The following is a 20,469-nucleotide window of genomic DNA, read 5'->3' as shown; positions in this document are numbered from 1 at the left end:
CTTCCTTGAATCGGCCTGGTTGCTTCACTTTCTCATATGAATACGTTACATATTGAGTTTCACCTGGAATGTAGTTTTGGTTTTCGATACTGCCATCATCATTTACATTTTGATTCAGCATATTTGAAGAAGGTGTTGTTTGAACCCATTTATATCCATCAGGAATTGGAGATGTATTAAATTTTTCATCTTCAGTACCTTTAGATTCATTTTGCTTCAATACTTCTTTTACTTCTGTCTTTTCAGGAATAAGTTCTCCTTCAAAAGTCAGAACTTTATCATAATAAATATGATTTTCAAAGAATGCACCTGGTTTATCTGTACCTTCTCCTGATGCTCCCTGTCCAATGACAACAAGTCCAGTTATCATTCTTGCTGTTGTGTTGTAATCATGAACATTACCAATTTCAGAACCAACTACGAACTCTCCTTGTTCGCCTGGCAGCAGTTGTCTAGCTTTTCCTTTAGTTACAGCTACGTATGATTTATTAGGATTTATAAGATCAAATCGCCATCCATTGCTTGATTGATCAAACGTAAGGTTAACATCATTTGTCACATCTACAGCATTAACTTCTTCAGGTACAAAGTAGTGACTTTCGTTTAGCTTATTACCTTCACTCACTTCATAAATTGTTACTTTTGCTTTTTCAAATTCCATAGGATTAATCGCTGAATCAGAAGTTTTGAAAGGATAAATCAGTCCGTATGTGCCTGATTGTAACTGATTAAACGTTGGGTTAAAATAAGAAATATTCGTATAATCTCGACTATCAATCACTTCATACAATACATTACTTACACCATAACCATTTTTCATACTAGGTTGATTGTTCGCATAATCAATATAAACATTTTTCTTATATTCTTTATCACCAATTGTATATCCAACAGTGTAGTTTCCACTATTAGGTGCATTCTCATAGTCATAAGCATGAGTATAACGTTGATTTATCTTAACATTCGATTTTCTTTCAACATAGTTTGTTAGAATATAGCGAATAAAGCTTTGGTCTCTGTAATCTTCTATCTCAGCAATCAATTCCCCAGTATTTCTATCTCGAACACCACGTTGAATTCCGGTGATTGGATCTCGCCCATTTGTTACATCATTAGGGTTAACTGGAGACACTGACAATGCAGGCTCATAATAGACGTCAAAGTAGTCCCCCTCTTTTGCTGTTGACGGGATTTCTGCTGTAAAATCGAAATTAGTATAGCCTAAATCACCATGTTTTCCACCTACCGCATGGACTCTATCTTCTACATCTAGAGTAGCAGTAATATTAAGTTGATCACTGATATCTTTTCCTGCTGCTTTCACTGAGTTTTCTTCATTTTCTGGTGAATTTTGTAGAGTTGCTGTGAATTCTGGATTTTCATTATCTAAATCATCAACTATCTCTCCTAATTCTTCACTTTCATCTTGTTGTTCTTCTAAGGAATCATCTTCAACTTGAAAACTGTATACGATATCTTCTTGTGCCGTATTATCTGCAACTGTTCTGATTCCTGCTTGTGATGCGTTTTCTTCCTGTTGCGTAGTCTTTTCTGCCTCTGTTGTCTCTTCTGTCTCTGTTGTTTTTTCCGTCTCTGCTGCTTGTGCATCATGCCTTTGGTTAACCCCAAGTTCAGTCTGTTCCGTTTCCTCTAAAGAGTTTTCTTCATTTGTGACTTTTTCTAATTCTTCAGTTGAGTTTTCTTCTAAAGAATTATCAGCAGTTTGAATATCATTATTTACTTCATCAGCACTAGTTTCTGTATTTGTATTAAGTGATTCAGCTGTTTGTTCGTCTTTGTTGATTTCATTTTTTTCGTCACTTACTTCAATTGAAACATCGTTATTTACTTCATCAGCACTAGTTTCTGTAATTGCATTGAGTGATTCATTTGATGAATTGTCATCCGCTTCAGCAGCAGAAGCATCATTACCTAAAAAGATTAATGATCCGATAAGGATAGACGCAGTACCTACTGTGAATTTACGAATTGAATACTTATTTAATTTGTTAGGTAGAAAATCTAATTTTTTCATTTTACCCCTTCTTTCCTGTTATTATGATATGACTTTTGTAGCGTTTTTTATTGTAGACGCTTTTCAACACTAATTAAATAATGTAATTCTTTAATTAGTATGTTTTTTTAACAGTAACTCTACCGCTAATAGTACCTTTGTTGTTTTTTTCATGTTGAGATTTGACATGTTTAACTGTGCTTTTAATAGTATCTTTTTTATTTCACAATATAGTTACTCCTCTCTAAAGATTTCTGTTTGTTAGAGATAGATTTGACGAAAGTGTATTAACTCATAATAATTGACATACATAATATCATACTAACATATTTTAAATCAAATTAATCTTTCACTAGAATTCATTTTTTTAAAAAATATTAAAAAAATGATTTAACCTAAACTTTATTTGTACTTCCTATGACAATCAAGTAAAATTTACTATAATATTATTAAATAAGAGAGGAGATTTACATGAAACGTTCTTTGCCTTCTTTCTTACTTCGTGAATTAAAGGCTGTTGAATTTTTGAACTGTTTAAACGATTCACAGTCAGTAAGTATTCAAGAAATTTCAGAAGTGCTAAATTGCTCTTTGATTACTTCAAATAACACACTTAAAAGCATTGAAGAAAAATATCCTTATATAAAATTAATTTACTCACAGAATACCATTAATATAAAATTCGATTTAGACGCTAATATGATTACATTTTACAGAGATATTTTTAAGCAAAGTTTGAGTGCTCATATTCTTAAAACGATTTTTTTAAATGGTCAAATTACTTCAGAAGTTCTTTCAAAAGCTCTTTATGTAAGTACTTCAACATTGAAAAGGAAAATTCAAGACTTAAACGACACTCTTCTGTTAGATTTCAATATAAAAATTTCTAGTAGCCCTCATTCTTTTGTAGGAAAAGAAATAGATATTAGACGGTTTTTTATTGTTTTTTTTAGTGAACAAGATCTTAATGAGACCTGGAGCTTTATAAAAATTCCTAAAAATACTCTAAAGTTATTTATTAAAACAGCATCTTCACTTTTTAATTTAGATGTTGATTTATCTAGAGAACAGTTTTTAACTATACTCTTTGCAATAAATTACACTCGAGTTAAACAAGGGTTTTTTATTAGTAATGATATTAAGGAATTTTATTGTATTCCGCAAAATGAAATTGACGAATTAACACATCATTTAAATTCTATCGCAAATGAAAGTGAATTATTTTTGAGTGTTAATGAACTATTAGATATACTTACTCCTTATTTAGTTAATCCATATTATTCTTCATACTCAGAACTTAAAGACCAACGTCTTATAAAAGACGATGTAGAATATAATTATTCAAATATAGTTCGTTTAGTTAATAGGTTCTCTAATGAATTCGACTTAACAATTCACGATTATGAACATATTATCTTAGAGCTGTATAACTCTTTAATATTTAGTAATGTCAAAAATTATAGCGAATATATTTTATACAACAAATATCATAGTGCCTTAACGCTTTTCAAAACAGAGTTTCCTCAAATATATCAATATTTAGAATTAGAGTTTAAAACGCTTGTCATAGATACTTTTAAAAGAAATGATTCTGGACTAGTTCTCCATATGATATATTCATTCATTATTAATTGGAAATATCTTTTTAAGGATCTTTATTCCAAAAGAGAAAATGTAAAAGTAACTGTCATTTCCGACACTGACTATAATCACGACCAATGGCTTGTTGAAATATTAGAAAAAAATCTAATAGAACAAGCGAATATATATAGATATCCATTTAATTCATTTGATATCAATAATCTGGAAAGTCTATCTTCAGATATAATTGTTACAAATTTCCCTATAGACCCTATTGAAGGAAAACAAACTGTACTAATTAATAATGTACCTTCTATAGAAGATATTTCTAATATAAACAAGTTGGTTGAATGTCTAAGCTATAAATCAAAAAGTGTTGATTTTTAAACAATTAAATATAGATATAAAGCATCTTTAAATATTAAAATCCCCCTTCAAGTATTAGTACATACTTGAAGGGGGATTATCGTTTTATTTTTTAATTTTCTTCTACTAGTTCCGCTTCTCTTTCTTCTCTTTCTAATTGTAATCTTTCGTCTTGTCCTTCGACTTCGATGTCGATGTCGCGGTATCGCTTCATTCCTGTTCCTGCTGGGATCAGTTTACCGATTATGACGTTTTCTTTCAGTCCGAGTAAGTCGTCGCGTTTTCCTTTGATTGCCGCATCTGTTAAGACACGTGTCGTTTCTTGGAATGACGCTGCGGATAAGAAACTTTCTGTTTCAAGTGATGCTTTTGTAATTCCTAGTAATACAGGTTTTGCTGTCGCTGGTCGTTTTCTTTCTTTGAATACGACTTTGTTTGCTTCTTGGAACGTGTGGATATCTACTAACGCACCTGGGATAAGTGATGTTTCTCCTGCGTCGATGATACGTACTTTACGTAACATTTGACGCACCATTACTTCGACGTGTTTGTCGTCGATTTCTACCCCTTGTGAACGATATACTTTTTGTACTTCTTTTAATAGATATTCTTGCGTCTTGTTTAAACCTGCAACTTTTAATAAGTTCTTAGGCTCGATTGAACCGTCTGTTAGCATTTCACCTGGAGATACTTTGTCTCCTTCTTCTACGATTACTCTCGCATTGGCTGGTGCTGTGTACGTACGTGTTTCTTCGTCACCTTTAACTTTAATTTCTTGTTGACGGTCTTTAATCATTTCGATTGAAGCGATTGTTCCTTCAATTTCTGAAATGACTGCTTCCCCTTTCGGGTTACGCGCTTCGAATAATTCTTGGATACGTGGAAGACCCATCGTAATGTCTGATCCTGCAACCCCACCTGTGTGGAATGTACGCATCGTTAACTGTGTACCCGGCTCACCGATTGATTGCGCCGCGATTGTACCAATCGCTTCACCGACTTCAACTTTTTCACCAGTCGCAAGGTTTTTACCGTAACATTTCTCACATACACCGTAACGTGTGTTACATGTGAATGCTGAACGAATGACTACTGATTCAATACCTGCATTAACGATTTCTTTTGCGATATCTGTTGTGATCAGTTCATTTGAACCAACGATGACTTCGTTCGTATTTGGGTGTCTAACCGTTTCTTTTGCGTAACGTCCTTCTAGACGGTCAAATAACGGCTCGATTACTTCTCCGCCTTCACGAATTTCTGATACTTTAAGCCCTTTGTCTGTTCCACAATCTTGCTCGCGGACGATTACGTCTTGAGCCACGTCTACAAGTCTTCTCGTTAAGTAACCTGAGTCTGCAGTCTTAAGTGCTGTATCGGCTAATCCTTTACGCGCACCGTGTGTTGAGATGAAGTACTCGAGTACTGTTAACCCTTCACGGAAGCTTGACTTGATCGGTAACTCAATGATTTGACCTGACGGGTTCGCCATAAGTCCACGCATACCTGCAAGCTGAGTAAAGTTAGACGCGTTACCACGGGCACCAGAGTCTGCCATCATGAAGATCGGGTTAAATTTATCTAACGAATCCATCAGTTTATCTTGGATTTCGTCTTTAATATCTGTCCATAGCTTAATAACTGTGTTGTAACGCTCTTCTTCTGTAATTAAACCACGGTCATATTGTCTTTGAACTGTTTCAACTTTTTCTTCTGTCGCTTCAATAAGTTTCTGCTTGTTCGGTAAGACAACGATATCTGATACCCCAACTGTAATACCTGCACGCGTTGAGTATTTGAAACCTAAATCTTTCATTCGGTCTAACATGACTGACGTTTCAGTAATGTGGAACTTATTGAATACTTCAGCGATGATTTGACCTAAGAATTTCTTATCGAATGATTTTACAGGTTCTTGCTCTTTAAACTTACCAACTAATCCCGCTTCACCAAGGTCTTCTGCTTTGATGAAGAAACGGTCTGGCGTTTTACGCTCTAAGTTTTCACGCGTTGGTTCGTTTAAGTAAGGGAATGACGGAGGCATAATCTCGTTAAAGATTACTTTACCAACTGTCGTCATTAAAATCTTACCGCGGTTTTCTTCAGCGATTTTTTCTTCAGACATTGCACCTGTATGCACACCAATTCTCGTATGCAGTGATGCATATCCAGAGCGATATGCCATAACAACTTCTTCAAAGTCCTTAAAGATACGACCTTCACGTTTTGCACCTGGCTTTTCTAACGTTAAGTAGTAGTTACCAAGTACCATGTCTTGTGACGGTGTTACAACTGGTTTACCATCTTTCGGGTTTAGAATGTTTGATGCTGCAAGCATTAACATACGAGCTTCTGCTTGTGCTTCTTTTGAAAGTGGTACGTGTACCGCCATTTGGTCACCGTCAAAGTCCGCGTTATATGCTGTCGTTACGAGTGGGTGTAATTTAATTGCACGTCCCTCAACGAGTACAGCTTCAAACGCTTGGATACCAAGTCTGTGAAGTGTTGGTGCACGGTTAAGTAACACTGGGTGTTCACGGATAACGTATTCTAAAACGTCCCAAATTGACTCATCTAAACGTTCGATTTTATTTTTCGCGTTTTTAATGTTCGTAGCGAGGTCTCTTTTCACGAGTTCTCTCATAACGAATGGTTTAAATAGCTCTAATGCCATTTCACGTGGTAATCCACATTGGTACATTTTTAAGTTTGGACCAACGACGATTACTGAACGGCCTGAGTAGTCTACACGTTTACCGAGTAAGTTTTGACGGAAACGTCCTTGCTTACCTTTTAACATGTGTGAAAGTGATTTTAACGGACGGTTTCCTGGTCCTGTAACTGGACGTCCACGACGACCGTTATCTATTAAAGCATCGACTGCTTCTTGTAACATACGTTTTTCGTTTTGGACGATGATCCCAGGTGCACCGAGATCTAATAAACGTTTTAAGCGGTTGTTACGGTTAATTACACGGCGATATAAATCGTTTAAGTCACTCGTTGCAAAACGTCCACCGTCTAACTGCACCATTGGACGAATGTCTGGTGGAATGACTGGTAGAGCGTCTAGTACCATCCACTCAGGCTTGTTTCCTGAGTTTCTAAATGCTTCAACGACTTCTAAACGACGAATTGCACGTGTTAAACGTTGTCCTGTCGCTGTTTCTAACTCTTCTTTTAATTGATCGAGTTCTTTATCTAAATCGATGTTTTCAAGCAATTCTTTAATTGCTTCTGCACCCATTTTAGCGTTAAATCTGTCACCGTATTCCATGTAGTAATCACGATATTCACGTTCACTTAATAAGTCACGCTTTTCAAGCCCTGTTGGACCCGGTTCGATGACGACGTATGACGCAAAGTAAATTACTTCTTCTAATGAACGTGGTGACATATCTAAAAGTAATCCCATACGTGAAGGGATTCCTTTAAAGTACCAAATGTGTGAGACAGGGGCAGCAAGTTCAATGTGCCCCATTCTCTCACGGCGTACTTTCGCACGTGTGACTTCTACACCACAGTTTTCACAAACATGTCCTTTATGGCGAATACGTTTATATTTACCACACGCACATTCCCAGTCTTTTGTTGGACCGAAAATCTTCTCACAGAACAGTCCATCTTTTTCTGGTTTTAAAGTTCTATAGTTAATTGTTTCTGGCTTTTTAACCTCACCGCTCGACCATGAGCGAATTTTTTCAGGTGACGCCAGCCCAATTTTCATATATTGAAATCTATTTACATCTATCATTGAGCGTTCCTCCCTAAAAGTCTGCTGTAAGCTCAACTTTTATTTCGATACAACTTCGTCTTTGTCATTATCACGTTCTGATTCTCTTTGGACGTCTTCTTCAACGACTGTGTTCATGTTCACTTCGTTGTCTTCATCATCCATAATCGACACTTCAAGACCGAGTGATTGTAACTCTTTCATGAGTACTCGGAATGATTCTGGAATACTTGGGTTCGGTAAGTTTTCACCTTTTACAATTGCTTCATACGTGTTCACACGACCGATTGTGTCGTCTGATTTCACCGTTAGAATTTCTTGTAACGTGTATGCTGCACCGTATGCTTCAAGCGCCCATACTTCCATCTCACCAAATCTTTGTCCACCAAACTGTGCTTTACCACCAAGTGGTTGCTGTGTAACGAGTGAGTATGGTCCAGTACTTCTTGCGTGAAGTTTATCATCAACCATGTGTGATAATTTCAGCATGTACATAACACCGACAGATACACGGTTTTCAAATGGTTCACCTGTACGTCCGTCGTATAGTACTGTTTTACCGTCTCTTGCGAGCCCTGCTTCTTCCATCGTGCTCCAAACGTCTTCTTCGTTCGCACCGTCAAATACTGGCGTTGCCATCTTAAGTCCCATTTCACGCGCCGCCATACCTAAATGAAGCTCTAACACCTGTCCGATGTTCATACGTGAAGGTACCCCGAGTGGGTTTAACATAATATCGATCGGTGTGCCGTCTGGTAAGAATGGCATATCTTCTTCTGGAAGAATTGTCGAGATAACCCCTTTGTTACCGTGACGTCCTGCCATTTTATCTCCGACTGAGATTTTTCTCTTTTGAACGATATATACGCGCACGAGTTGGTTCACTCCTGGTGATAATTCGTGACCATCTTCACGGTTAAATACTTTAACGTCTAAGACGATACCGCCTGCACCGTGTGGTACACGAAGTGACGTATCTCTAACTTCACGTGCTTTTTCACCGAAGATTGCGTGTAATAAACGGTCTTCTGGCGTTTGTTCTGTGACACCTTTAGGTGTTACTTTACCAACTAAAATATCTCCGTCTTTAACTTCTGCACCGACGTACACGATACCACGCTCGTCTAACTTTTTCATTGCAGATTCAGAAACGTTTGGAATGTCTCTTGTGATCTCTTCAGGACCAAGTTTTGTATCTCTTGATTCTGATTCATACTCTTCAATGTGAATCGACGTATAGACGTCGTCTTTTACTAAACGCTCAGACATGATAACTGCGTCCTCATAGTTATAACCGTCCCACATCATAAATCCGACGACGACGTTTTGTCCAAGTGCCATTTCACCGTTGTCCATAGAAGGACCATCCGCTAAAATTTCTCCTTTTTCAACTTCATCGCCAAGTGATACGATTGGACGCTGAGTATAACAAGTACCTGCGTTTGAACGTTCAAATTTCACAAGTTTATATTTATCGATTTCTTCAGTTTTCGTATAGTTTCCGTCGCCATTTTTATCGACGTAACGACGCACATGAATTTCACGCGCTTCTACGTGTTCTACAACACCTTTATAACGTGAAACAACTGCTGCACCTGAGTCTTTTGCTGTGACGTGTTCCATACCAGTACCGACGTACGGTGAATCCGGAATAAGTAACGGCACTGCTTGACGTTGCATGTTCGCACCCATTAATGCACGGTTCGCGTCGTCGTTTTCTAAGAACGGAATACATGCTGTTGCTGCTGATACAACTTGTTTTGGTGATACGTCCATGTAGTCCATTTTATCTCTATGCATTGCTGTGTTGTTTCCACGGAAACGACAGATAACTTCTTCATTTTTAAACGTACCGTCTTCGTTTAACTCTGCGTTCGCTTGTGCGACGACAAACTGCTCTTCTTCGTCTGCAGTTAAGTAGTCGATTCTGCTAGTGACCGCATTTGTTTCAGGATCTACACGACGATATGGTGTTTCGATAAACCCAAATTCGTTTACACGTGCAAAACTTGATAACGAGTTGATTAGACCGATGTTTGGTCCCTCTGGTGTTTCAATTGGACACATACGTCCGTAGTGAGAATAGTGTACGTCACGTACTTCCATCCCTGCTCGTTCTCTCGTTAAACCACCTGGTCCAAGTGCTGATAAACGTCTCTTATGCGTTAACTCAGCAAGTGGGTTCGTTTGGTCCATGAACTGAGATAATTGAGAGCTACCAAAGAACTCTTTAATCGATGCAATTACCGGACGAATGTTAATAAGTTGTTGCGGTGTAATTGTGTTTTTGTCTTGAATTGACATTCTTTCACGAATGACACGTTCCATACGTGCAACACCAATACGGAATTGGTTTTGTAATAACTCACCGACACTACGTAAACGGCGGTTACCTAAATGGTCGATGTCGTCTGTATGTCCAACACCATTTAATAAGTTAAAGTAATAACTGATTGACGCGATAATGTCTGACGGAGTGATAGATTTCACTTCTTTGTCAGGGAACGCGTTACCGATGATGTTTGTCGTTGTATCTTCATCACCATCGACGTTAGATTTAACTTTAATTGATTGAATTTCTACAGGCTCTTCTAAAATCCCGTTTTCGAATTCAAACGTTTTTAAGTTCACTGTCGTTTCAAGTTGTTCCATAATGTTGTCGAGCGTACGACGGTCAATTGTCGTTCCTGCTTCAACGATTACTTCACCAGTTTCCGTATCTACAAGTGGCTCTGCAACGACTTGGTTGAATAGACGGTTTTGTAAGTGAAGTTTTTTGTTCATCTTATAACGACCAACTGCCGCTAAGTCATAACGCTTTGGATCAAAGAAACGTGTATATAGTAAGTTTCTTGCGTTTTCAACTGTTGGCGGTTCGCCTGGACGTAATCTTTCATATATTTCAAGTAATGCTTGATCGACTGTTTCTGTTGTGTCTTTGTCTAATGTGTTTCTTAAATATTCGCTGTCTCCTAATAAGTCAACGATTTGTTGATCTGTAGCGAAACCTAGCGCACGTAGTAATACCGTAATTGGCATTTTACGCGTACGGTCAATTTTTACGTAAACCGTATCTCTTGCGTCCATTTCATACTCTAACCATGCACCACGGTTAGGAATAACTGTCGCTGTGTAGCTCGTTCTACCGTTTTTATCGAGCTTATCCGAGTAATACACAGAAGGACTACGGACTAACTGAGAAACGATAACACGTTCTGCACCGTTAATAATGAATGTACCTGTATCTGTCATGAGAGGGAAATCTCCCATAAACACTTCTTGTTCTTTTACTTCACCAGTTTCTTTAATAATGAGTCTAACTTTAACTCTTAAAGGCGCCGAATACGTAGCGTCGTGGTTTTTAGCCTCATCGACGTTGTATTTAGGCTCTCCGAGTTTATAGTCGACAAACTCAAGCGAAATGTTTCCTGTGAAATCCTCAACAGGTGAGATATCCTTAAACATTTCGATTAAGCCAGATTTCAGAAACCATTCATAAGAATTCGTTTGAATTTCAATTAAGTTCGGTAACTCCAACTTCTCTTCGATACGTGAATAGCTTCTACGTTTTGCATGTTTTCCATACTGAATCACTTGACTCATCGACAGATTCACCCCTAAAAATATTTCCCACTATTATCAACAGATAGACCTCATAAGACAAAAAAGAAAACGGAATTAAACAACTCCATTTCCTATAAACATTGACTTATTCAAAAGCTTCTACCAATACGTGCTTTCGAAAAATATACATACTTCTTGATAATAATATTCATTTAACAACTATATCACAGCTAATTTGTCAAGTCAAATTATTATCTCTTGTAAATCTGACTGATTTCACATAGCTTTGAATAACAAAAATACTCCACTAACAAAATGTTAATGGAGTATATGTACTTATCTATTCGCATAAAACTCTTCTGCTTTTTTGAGGTAAATTTCTTCTTCTGGTAGCATTTCTGATTCTTCGACAATCGCATCTACTGGACAAACTGCTACGCACGCACCACAGTCGATACAAATATCCGGATCGATGTAGAACTGATCTTCGCCTTCCTCGATACAATCTACAGGACATACGTCTACGCAGTCACCAGACTTTTCTGCTGCACACGGTTGTAAAATTACATATGCCATAGTTCGGCCTCCTCACTGACTTCTCTTTTCTATATTTTTCATTGTACACCTATTTTCTTTAATATTAAACAATAATTCTAACTTACGTGTTTAATACTCTTTAAGATGTAGTAACCTTTACTCTTTTTGAGTTTTTCTACATTTCCATATAACGTTTCTAAATGTTTTAAATATGACGGCATACCTTGCTTCTTTTGAACGACCATGTAAAACGCACCGTGATCGACTAATCGTTCATAACTATCATTAATAATTTCAAGCACTGTATCTTTTCCTGCTCTAAACGGCGGATTCGTTACATATAGATCAGCTTTTAACTCCATATCGTCATACAATTCTCTCTTAACGATATCAAAACTTACGTTATTGTTATGCATGTTCGTATCTAAAACACTGATTGCATCTTCATTTACTTCGACCGCAACACCGTCTCCACCATAATGGTCGGCAAGTACGATACTCACTGGTCCGTACCCAGCCCCCATATCGATAAAGTACCCCGGACCATCATAATCTTCTAACACTGCATTTAATAATACGTCTGTACCAAAATCAACACGATCTTTTGAAAACACACCACGATCTGTTGTGAACGTATATGTTTTACCTTTTATATTATATTTAATTTCTTTAAAATCATGCGGTGTATCATCTGTCGTATAGTAATGTGACATAAACACCCTCCTTTTATGTAGAAAAAAAGACTTATAAACATAATGTTTATAAGTCTAAAATATCACATTTTAATTATTTAAGCTCTACGCTAGCTCCAACTTCTTCAAGTTGTGCTTTAAGTGCTTCTGCTTCTTCTTTAGGTAATGCTTCTTTGATAACTTTAGGAGCGTTGTCAACAAGCTCTTTTGCATCTTTAAGTCCAAGACCAGTTGCTTCACGAACTGCTTTGATAACTTTAATTTTAGATGAACCTGCATCTGTAAGTTCAACGTCGAACTCAGATTTTTCTTCAGCGCCACCTTCAGCTGCGCCACCTGCTACTGCTACTGGAGCTGCTGCTGTTACACCAAACTCTTCTTCAATAGCTTCAACTAATTCGTTTAATTCTAATACTGACATTTCTTTAATTGCTTCAATGATTTGATCTTTATTAGCCATTATTAAATCCTCCAATTTTTAACTTTTTTTAATTTTTAATTATGCTTCTTCAGTTTCTTCTACTGCGTCTGTACCTTCTTCTTTTTGCTCTCCCACTGCTTTAACCGCATAAGCGAAGTTGCGCATTGGCGCTTGGAGAACAGAAAGTAACATAGATACAAGTCCGTCTTTTGATGGTAAAGTTGCGATTGCTTTAACGCTTTCTACGTCTGCAATTTCACCTTCGATGACACCCGCTTTAATTTCAAGTGCTTCATGCTCTTTTGAGAAGCTGTGAAGTACTTTTGCTGGAGCAATTACGTCTTCGTTTGAGAACGCAATCGCGTTTGGACCAGTTAAGTGTTCTTCTAATCCTTCGATTCCAGCTTCTTGTAACGCACGACGTACCATCGTGTTTTTGTAAACGTGGAACTCAACACCAGCTTCTCTAAGTTGTTTACGAAGTGCTGTTGCTTCAGCAACTGAAAGACCTTGGTAATCAACTACGATTGTTGAAACTGAGTTTTTGAATTGTTCCGCGATTTCAGAAACGTGTTGTTTCTTTCTTTCGATAACATTTGTCATAGTTACACCTCCGTTTTGAAAATTATCGGTGCAATAAAAAAAGCACCTTTTACCCAGGGCAAAAAGTGCTCATATATTTATAAATAATATACAAGTCATTTTTGTTTGCCTCGGTAGGATTGTGTTTTAAGTCTTAGACTCCTACTGTCTTAGGTAAAACATCTAAATTTAAATTTAATACAAGAGTAAATATACCACGTACATTTACTCTTGTCAATTTATTTTTTAAACGTCTGTTCTAACTTGTGATGGATCTAATTTGATACCAGGACCCATCGTGCTAGAAACTGCAACTGAACGGAAGTAAACACCTTTTGCAGTTGCTGGTTTAGCTTTTACTAAAGCTTCGTGTAAAGCGTTGAAGTTTTCAACTAATTTATCAGTACCGAATGATACTTTACCAATTGTAGAGTGAACGATACCAGATTTTTCAGCACGGTATTCTACTTTACCAGCTTTGATTTCTTCAACTGCTTTTGTAACGTCCATCGTTACTGTACCAGTTTTAGGGTTTGGCATTAAACCTTTAGGTCCTAATACACGACCAAGTTTACCAACTTCCCCCATCATGTCTGGTGTTGCAACGATTACGTCAAAGTCAAACCAACCACCGTTGATTTTTTCAGCAAGATCTGCTTCTCCTACGTAGTCAGCTCCAGCTGCTTCTGCCTCTTTCGCTTTTTCACCTTTTGCGAACACTAATACACGTTGTGATTTACCAGTTCCGTTTGGTAATACGATCGCACCACGGATTTGTTGGTCGTTTTTACGTGTATCAATACCTAGGCGGAAAGCTACGTCTACTGACGCATCAAAGTTTGTTGTGCTTGTTTCTTGTGCAAGCTTAATAGCATCTTCGATTGAGTATACTGCTTCAGAGTCTACTTTCTTTGAAGCTTCAAGATACTTTTTACTTCTCTTAGCCATTTATATTCCTCCTTGTGGTTATAGCGGGTGAACCTCCCACATGTACCAATACTTTTTCTTATAAATAATTATTACTTTTTAACAGTGAAGCCCATGCTGCGTGCAGTACCTTCTACCATGCGCATTGCTGCTTCAACGTCTGCTGCGTTTAAGTCTTCCATTTTAAGTTCAGCGATTTCGCGAACTTGTGCTTCAGTTACTTCAGCAACTTTGTTTTTGTTAGGTTCACCAGAACCTTTTTCAACTTTAGCTGCTTTTTTAAGAAGAACTGCTGCTGGTGGAGTTTTTGTAATGAAAGTAAATGAACGGTCTTCATATACTGAAATCTCCACTGGAATTAAAAGACCTGCTTGGTCTTGAGTTTGTGCGTTAAACTCTTTTGTGAATCCCATAATGTTAATACCTGCTTGACCTAATGCTGGTCCAACTGGTGGTGCAGGAGTTGCTTTACCTGCAGGGATTTGTAATTTAACAACGTTGATAACTTTTTTAGCCACGATGTCAACCTCCTCATTCTCGTGATGTGGTCACAGGATGCTAAGATTTCATCCTCCCACTCATATCTTTTTACATAAAAAAGATGGTCGCATTTTTGCAACCATCTCATATTAACATACTTCACTTGTATTTTCAATCTTTATTTAGTCGATTTTTTCGATTTGGTCGTATTCGACTTCAACTGGCGTTTCACGTCCAAATAATTCAACTAATACAGTCAGTTTAAAGTGTTGCTCGTCGATTTCCTCGATCGTACCGAATTGATTATTAAACGGACCGTCAATAATTTTAACTGATTCTCCGATTTCTACGTCGAAATCTACGATGCGCTCTGACATACCCATTTGTCTTAAGATGAAGCGTGCTTCTTCTTTTAATAATGGGTTCGGTTTAATTCCAGCACCTTGAGAACCGACAAATCCAGTTACTCCAGGTGTGTTACGTACGACGTACCAAGACTCATCTGTCATGATCATCTCAACTAAGACGTAACCTGGGAATGTCTTTTTCATTTGTGTTTTCTTTTTACCATCTTTAATAGTCGTTTCCTCTTCTTCTGGTACAACGACACGGAAAATTTGGTCTTGCATGTTCATCGACTCTAAACGTGCAAGTAAGTTTTGATGTACTTTGTTTTCATAGCCTGAGTAAGTATGAATGGCATACCATTGTTTTTCTTCGGACATAATATCCTCCCTCATTACATTGCATCAATTAAATACGTAATACCTATATCAATCGCGTAGAAAAAGAATAAGAAGAAGATAACAGTGAAAACAACGATTGACGTATAATTCACTACTTCTTTACCAGTTGGCCAACTTACTTTTTTCATTTCACTGACGACGTTTGCAAGGAAATTTCTATCGTTATTCATGCGACGCCTCCTCATCTTATATGGAACTTTTATGAATCGTATGTCGGTTGCATTGTTTACAGAACTTTTTCATCGTGAGTCTTGTTCCATCCTTATCGGCAGCTTGTTTAACGTGATAATTACGACTGCCACACTCGCTACATAGTAATGCAACTTTCATCTCATTACCTCATTTCAATTCTTATATACTATACCGATTAAAGTCTACGTTTGTCAATAAACGCCGTGCTGTTTCTCTTTTTTACGAAGGACACGGTACAATGTATTTTGAATCGATTTACGATTCGTTTTTAACTTTTCGCTAATTTCATCAAATGTATAATGCTCTCCTAAATATTTTAACACAGCACGCTCGTATTCTGAAAACGTCTTTTTATCTTGGAGCATATAAGAGTACTGATCTCGGTTTATGATTTGATCGATGCGGTCGTATGTTTCTACTTTGTCACACACGTAGTTTGACAGCTCGTTGCTTGTCGTTTCTTTACTATTTAATCGATAAAAATACACACTACGCTTTTTTAGTTCTAAATATGCAGATCTTATTGCGTAATTATGAAAGTCTCCAAGTCTTTTGTCGTATCTAAAGCACGCGTGGAGTAAATACTCCATAATCATCTGTTCTAAGTCTTCTCTTTCATAAGGGTCTCGCGTATGTTTATATGTCATTTTACGTACTTTTAAACGAATAGCCTCGTCGATCTTATCAAAGTAATCGAGCTTCCCATTTTTTACGTGTTCGACATATTCATTGAGTTTCGAATCTTCGTAAATAAGTATCAAAAACGAACGAATGTTGTACATGAATACCTCCCGTTTTTGTATATATCATACATACGAAAGTCGCTACTCACAAGTCGCCCTAACGCTTGCCACGTCGCAGTTTTTCAAGTTCTGCTAAAATATCGTCACTAATATTTAATTTTGTCTTAGGCACTTTTTGATTTATTGCTTCAATTTCGACACTAATATTTTTTTCTGCATGTTTTAAGTCTTCCCACATTTCTCTCGATGGAATTCTGTACGCTCCGTAAGAAAATATCGCGTTTTGCTCTGGTAAATCACTCGTTACGACCGTAATTTCCGTTAAGTGTGGATGGAAATACTTATAAACGAAACGTTCGATATATTCATCGGCGGTTTCTTTTTCTTTCGTAAAAACGACTTGGACACCGTGATAGTCGTACACCGTCTCTTTTGATTTCACCTCGTACGCATCGAATACACAAATGACGTCGTACTTGGATACGGCTTGATATTCACTTAATATCGTGAGTAATTCTTCGCGTGCGTATTCTAAACTTAATCGGCCCTCTTCGGTCAGTCGTTTGTTTGCTCCAATCAAATTGTACCCGTCGACTAACATAATCTTTTGTCTTCTTTTCATGACGCTACTCTTTTAACGGGTATTGTTTACGGTACACTTCGTACATTAAAATTCCTGCGGATACCGAAGCGTTTAAGCTTGATATTTTACCGACCATTGGAATCGTCACAGTAAAATCACATTTTTCTAACGTCTTTTTACTAATACCGTCCCCTTCATTTCCGATAATAAGTACCGTATTAATGTCTGCCGGGTATTCTCTATAGTCCATCGGCGCATCCATCGTTGTACCGACCGTCCAAAAACCTGCGTCTTTTAGTTTGTCGATCGCTTGGTTGACGTTTGTTACGCGTACGACTGGGACGTGTTCGACCGCACCAACTGACACGCGTGCGACTGTATCTGTAATTTGTACACTACGTCTATTCGGAATAATTACCGCATCAAATCCTGTAGCGTCCGCTGTACGTAATACACTTCCTAAATTATGTGGATCTTCTAAGCCGTCGAGTAAGAGTAGATTGGCTTTCTTTCCTTCGACGTTTTGAATGAGAGTGTCTAACGGCATATATTTATATGCACTGATAAACGCGATAATACCTTGATGGCGTTCATTCGTAAACGATTCTAATTTACTTTTAGGAACTGTTTGAACGACGACTTTGTTTTTCTTTGCAAGCTTTAAAATATCGTTAATTTGATGCTTTTCAATACTATCTTGAATTAAAATCTTGTTTAAATCACGATTACCTTGTAACGCCTCTTTAACTGCATGACGTCCTGCAAGAACGGATTCACTCATAAATACTCACCTCGCACTATAATTTCAAAAAGCGCATCGAGCCTATCGTACTTTTCGTTTAAATATAACACCCCGACGAGGGCTTCTAATCCTGTTGCTTCTTGATACTCTTTGCTCGTTGCGCTCTTTGCTTTCGTATTACTCTTTTTATTTTTTGCACGTCTGACGATTTCTTTTTCTTCATCCGTTAATATATCTTCGAGTGCCTGTAACGCTTTTGACTGACTCGTCGCCTTTTCAAACGTCGTGCCGAGTTGATGCGCGTCATTTGCTCGAATACGAGGTGACGATTTCACAATATGTTTACGGACATACATACTGTAAACTGCGTCACCGACGTATGCTTTTGTTAAGTCGTGAATTTCATATAAATTATCCACGGCGGAATTTCACTCCGTCTTTTGTATCTTCTAAAATAATGCCTTTTTCATGAAGTGTGTCACGAATTTCATCTGCACGGGCAAAATCTTTCTCTTTACGTGCTGCTTCACGTTCTTCGATTAATGCTTCGATTCGTTCGTCTAATAGTAATTCTTCTTGTTCAAGTGTAATACCAAGAACGTTACTATAAGCGTCGTATGCGTTGATATACGCGTCAAGGATGTCTTTGTTCGTTGCGTCACGGCGCATATATTTATTTAGGCGCGTCGCAAGTTCGTGCCACGCTGTAATTGCGTTTGCTGTGTTGAAGTCGTCGTCCATCGTTTCTTCAAACATATTTATATTTTCTTTGACGAAGTCTAGTTCTTTATTGTCTAATTCTGTACTAATTGCGTGTTCTCTACGTTCTACTGCAGTATTGTATGCTGTTAAAATTCTGTCTAAGCCAGCAGCTGCTGAGTCGACGAGTTCACGGTTAAAGTTGATTGGCCCTCGGTAATGCACGCTTAGCATAAAAAATCGTAAAATGTTCGGATCGAGTTCTTTTAAAATATCGTGCACAGTGATAAAGTTCCCGAGTGATTTTGACATCTTTTCGTTGTCGATATTGATGTAGCCGTTATGCATCCAGTAATTTGCGAACGTTTCGTCTGTGCAAGATTCAGATTGAGCGATTTCGTTTTCGTGGTGCGGGAACGTTAAGTCTTGTCCACCCGCATGAATATCCATCGTCTTGCCTAAATGTTTTGTCGCCATTACCGAGCATTCGATATGCCAACCTGGACGTCCTTTACCCCACGGACTATCCCAGCTAATTTCATCTTCTTTTTCGTGTTTCCATAACGCGAAATCAAGTGGATCGTCTTTACTTTCACCTTGCTGGATACGCGCACCGACTTTTAAATCGTCGATTGACTGTTTAGATAACTGCCCGTAACCGTCGTATGAACGTGTTTTAAAGTATACGTCTCCGTCTCGCTCGTAGGCATGTCCTTTAGCGATTAACGTTTCAATGAATGCGATGATGTCGTCCATATGATCCATAACTCTCGGGTGGACGTCTGCTTTTTTGACGTTTAATGCACCTGTATCTTCAAAGTATGCTGCGATAAATTTGTCTGCGATTTCTGGAACTGTTTGACCTGTTTCTTTTGACGCATTAATGAGTTTGTCATCAACGTCAGTGAAGTTCGATACGAACGTGACATCGTACCCACGGTATTCTAAGTAGCGACGTACTGTGTCAAATACGATTGCTGGACGTGCGTTACCGATGTGGATATAGTTATACACCGTCGGTCCGCAGACGTACATTTTTACTTTACCTTCTTCAATTGGAACAAACTTTTCTTTTTGACGTGTGAGTGTGTTATATATGTGAACCATCTTTAACCTCATTCCTCTCTTTTTCTTTAAATTGAGTGATTTCTTTTTCTAATTCTAAAATTTTATTTAATATCGGATCTGGTAAGTTGTTATGGTTAAGCGTGTCTGTTGGTACACGTTTGCCGTGACGTCTAACGATATGTCCTGGAATCCCGACGACTGTTGAGTACGACGGCACATTTTTTAAGACGACTGAGTTCGCACCAATATTCGTGCCTTCGCCGATGGTTATATTACCAAGCACCTGCGCGCCGGTTGCGACGAGTACTTTATCTTCAATAGTCGGGTGACGTTTACCCTTTTCTTTACCGGTACCACCGAGCGTGACACCTTGGTATAACGTAACATCGTTTCCAATCGTTGTCGTTTCACCGATGACAATCCCCATTCCATGGTCGATGAAAAGCCTCCTACCAATCGTCGCGCCAGGGTGAATCTCAATGCCTGTGAAAAATCGAATCGTTTGCGAAATGATACGCGCGATTAAAAACATCCGGTGCTTATAAAACCAATGAGCAATCAAGTGACCCCAGACAGCGTGCATTCCAGAGTACGTCAGAAAAACCATCGTCCGACTCGTCGCTGCTGGATCAAGTTCGAGCACCATATCAATATCTTCTTTTATTCTTTTAAACATTGTCTCTCCTTTTGTGAGTGGGGTTTGGCGTGGGTGCGATCAGGTAAGAGTTGGCGTCTTTTTGAGTTTTTACTCTTATAAGATAGTTATACCCGTTCTCACGATTTTATTTAACAAAAATAT

At 37.9% G+C, this 20,469-nt stretch carries 19 protein-coding genes and 1 other annotated feature; of the genes, 1 reads left to right on the top strand and 18 read right to left on the bottom strand.

What is annotated here, in order from left to right; genetic code table 11:
* A partial coding sequence (locus HMPREF3177_RS07735; protein WP_148128616.1) for a YSIRK-type signal peptide-containing protein occupies window positions 1-2,035 on the bottom strand: 2,035 nt, incomplete at its 3' end.
* Between the two features lie 450 nt (window positions 2,036-2,485).
* Here HMPREF3177_RS07735 and HMPREF3177_RS07730 point away from each other — a divergent pair.
* Window positions 2,486-3,982 carry an AcpB/EbpR/MafR family transcriptional regulator gene (locus tag HMPREF3177_RS07730; RefSeq protein ID WP_070458421.1) on the top strand — a complete coding sequence of 499 codons (1,497 nt, stop codon included), beginning with the start codon at window positions 2,486-2,488 and terminating at the stop codon, window positions 3,980-3,982.
* A 91-nt stretch (window positions 3,983-4,073) separates the two neighbouring features.
* Here the strand turns inward: HMPREF3177_RS07730 and rpoC are convergent, their stop codons facing one another.
* The 17 genes from rpoC to cysE all read right to left on the bottom strand — a co-directional run bounded on the left by rpoC (window position 4,074) and on the right by cysE (window position 20,346).
* Window positions 4,074-7,715, bottom strand: a complete 3,642-nt coding sequence (gene rpoC / locus HMPREF3177_RS07725; protein ID WP_070458418.1) for a DNA-directed RNA polymerase subunit beta' — start codon at window positions 7,713-7,715, stop codon at window positions 4,074-4,076.
* Window positions 7,716-7,754: 39 nt separating this feature from the next.
* Window positions 7,755-11,297 (bottom strand): DNA-directed RNA polymerase subunit beta, encoded by a 3,543-nt coding sequence (gene rpoB, locus HMPREF3177_RS07720; RefSeq protein WP_068129506.1) that lies wholly within the window; start codon window positions 11,295-11,297, stop codon window positions 7,755-7,757.
* A gap of 297 nt (window positions 11,298-11,594) precedes the next feature.
* Window positions 11,595-11,834: an indolepyruvate ferredoxin oxidoreductase subunit alpha gene (locus tag HMPREF3177_RS07715; protein ID WP_040928230.1), complete on the bottom strand. Its 240-nt coding sequence runs from the start codon at window positions 11,832-11,834 to the stop codon at window positions 11,595-11,597.
* Window positions 11,835-11,911: 77 nt separating this feature from the next.
* Window positions 11,912-12,508 (bottom strand): class I SAM-dependent methyltransferase, encoded by a 597-nt coding sequence (locus HMPREF3177_RS07710; RefSeq protein WP_070458415.1) that lies wholly within the window; start codon window positions 12,506-12,508, stop codon window positions 11,912-11,914.
* Between the two features lie 73 nt (window positions 12,509-12,581).
* Window positions 12,582-12,947 carry a 50S ribosomal protein L7/L12 gene (gene rplL / locus HMPREF3177_RS07705; protein WP_040928228.1) on the bottom strand — a complete coding sequence of 122 codons (366 nt, stop codon included), beginning with the start codon at window positions 12,945-12,947 and terminating at the stop codon, window positions 12,582-12,584.
* A gap of 39 nt (window positions 12,948-12,986) precedes the next feature.
* On the bottom strand, window positions 12,987-13,511 hold the full coding sequence (gene rplJ / locus HMPREF3177_RS07700; protein WP_070458413.1) for a 50S ribosomal protein L10: 525 nt from the start codon (window positions 13,509-13,511) through the stop codon (window positions 12,987-12,989).
* 27 nt (window positions 13,512-13,538) lie between these two features.
* Window positions 13,539-13,683, bottom strand: a sequence feature (ribosomal protein L10 leader region).
* Window positions 13,684-13,736: 53 nt separating this feature from the next.
* A complete protein-coding gene (gene rplA, locus HMPREF3177_RS07695; RefSeq protein WP_068129500.1) occupies window positions 13,737-14,438 on the bottom strand; it encodes a 50S ribosomal protein L1 in 702 nt (233 codons plus the stop codon).
* Between the two features lie 71 nt (window positions 14,439-14,509).
* The gene (gene rplK, locus HMPREF3177_RS07690; protein ID WP_040928225.1) at window positions 14,510-14,935 is read right to left on the bottom strand and encodes a 50S ribosomal protein L11; all 426 of its coding nucleotides are present in this window, start codon (window positions 14,933-14,935) and stop codon (window positions 14,510-14,512) included.
* A 144-nt stretch (window positions 14,936-15,079) separates the two neighbouring features.
* The gene (gene nusG, locus HMPREF3177_RS07685; protein ID WP_040928224.1) at window positions 15,080-15,622 is read right to left on the bottom strand and encodes a transcription termination/antitermination protein NusG; all 543 of its coding nucleotides are present in this window, start codon (window positions 15,620-15,622) and stop codon (window positions 15,080-15,082) included.
* A gap of 14 nt (window positions 15,623-15,636) precedes the next feature.
* On the bottom strand, window positions 15,637-15,813 hold the full coding sequence (secE, locus tag HMPREF3177_RS07680; RefSeq protein ID WP_040928223.1) for a preprotein translocase subunit SecE: 177 nt from the start codon (window positions 15,811-15,813) through the stop codon (window positions 15,637-15,639).
* Window positions 15,814-15,829: 16 nt separating this feature from the next.
* Complete coding sequence (gene rpmG, locus HMPREF3177_RS08415; protein WP_083286916.1) at window positions 15,830-15,973, bottom strand: 50S ribosomal protein L33; 144 nt, start codon at window positions 15,971-15,973, stop codon at window positions 15,830-15,832.
* A gap of 53 nt (window positions 15,974-16,026) precedes the next feature.
* Window positions 16,027-16,617 carry a sigma-70 RNA polymerase sigma factor region 4 domain-containing protein gene (locus HMPREF3177_RS07675; protein ID WP_068129498.1) on the bottom strand — a complete coding sequence of 197 codons (591 nt, stop codon included), beginning with the start codon at window positions 16,615-16,617 and terminating at the stop codon, window positions 16,027-16,029.
* A gap of 58 nt (window positions 16,618-16,675) precedes the next feature.
* On the bottom strand, window positions 16,676-17,200 hold the full coding sequence (locus HMPREF3177_RS07670) for an NYN domain-containing protein (RefSeq protein WP_068129497.1): 525 nt from the start codon (window positions 17,198-17,200) through the stop codon (window positions 16,676-16,678).
* A gap of 4 nt (window positions 17,201-17,204) precedes the next feature.
* Complete coding sequence (gene rlmB, locus HMPREF3177_RS07665) at window positions 17,205-17,942, bottom strand: 23S rRNA (guanosine(2251)-2'-O)-methyltransferase RlmB (RefSeq protein ID WP_070458409.1); 738 nt, start codon at window positions 17,940-17,942, stop codon at window positions 17,205-17,207.
* A complete protein-coding gene (locus tag HMPREF3177_RS07660) occupies window positions 17,939-18,322 on the bottom strand; it encodes a Mini-ribonuclease 3 (RefSeq protein ID WP_068129494.1) in 384 nt (127 codons plus the stop codon). The genes rlmB and HMPREF3177_RS07660 overlap by 4 nt, the downstream gene beginning before the upstream one ends.
* Window positions 18,315-19,709, bottom strand: coding sequence for a cysteine--tRNA ligase (cysS, locus tag HMPREF3177_RS07655; RefSeq protein WP_070458405.1), 1,395 nt, complete (start codon window positions 19,707-19,709; stop codon window positions 18,315-18,317). The genes HMPREF3177_RS07660 and cysS overlap by 8 nt, the downstream gene beginning before the upstream one ends.
* Window positions 19,693-20,346 carry a serine O-acetyltransferase gene (cysE, locus tag HMPREF3177_RS07650; RefSeq protein WP_070458402.1) on the bottom strand — a complete coding sequence of 218 codons (654 nt, stop codon included), beginning with the start codon at window positions 20,344-20,346 and terminating at the stop codon, window positions 19,693-19,695. Before cysE ends, cysS begins: the two co-directional genes overlap by 17 nt.
* Between the last annotated feature and the right edge of the window lie 123 nt (window positions 20,347-20,469).

Source organism: Nosocomiicoccus sp. HMSC09A07 (assembly GCF_001808485.1).
Taxonomy (GTDB): domain Bacteria; phylum Bacillota; class Bacilli; order Staphylococcales; family Salinicoccaceae; genus Nosocomiicoccus; species Nosocomiicoccus ampullae_A.
Note: the sequence above shows the minus strand (reverse complement) of the source record. Positions and strands in the feature narration are given on the sequence as shown.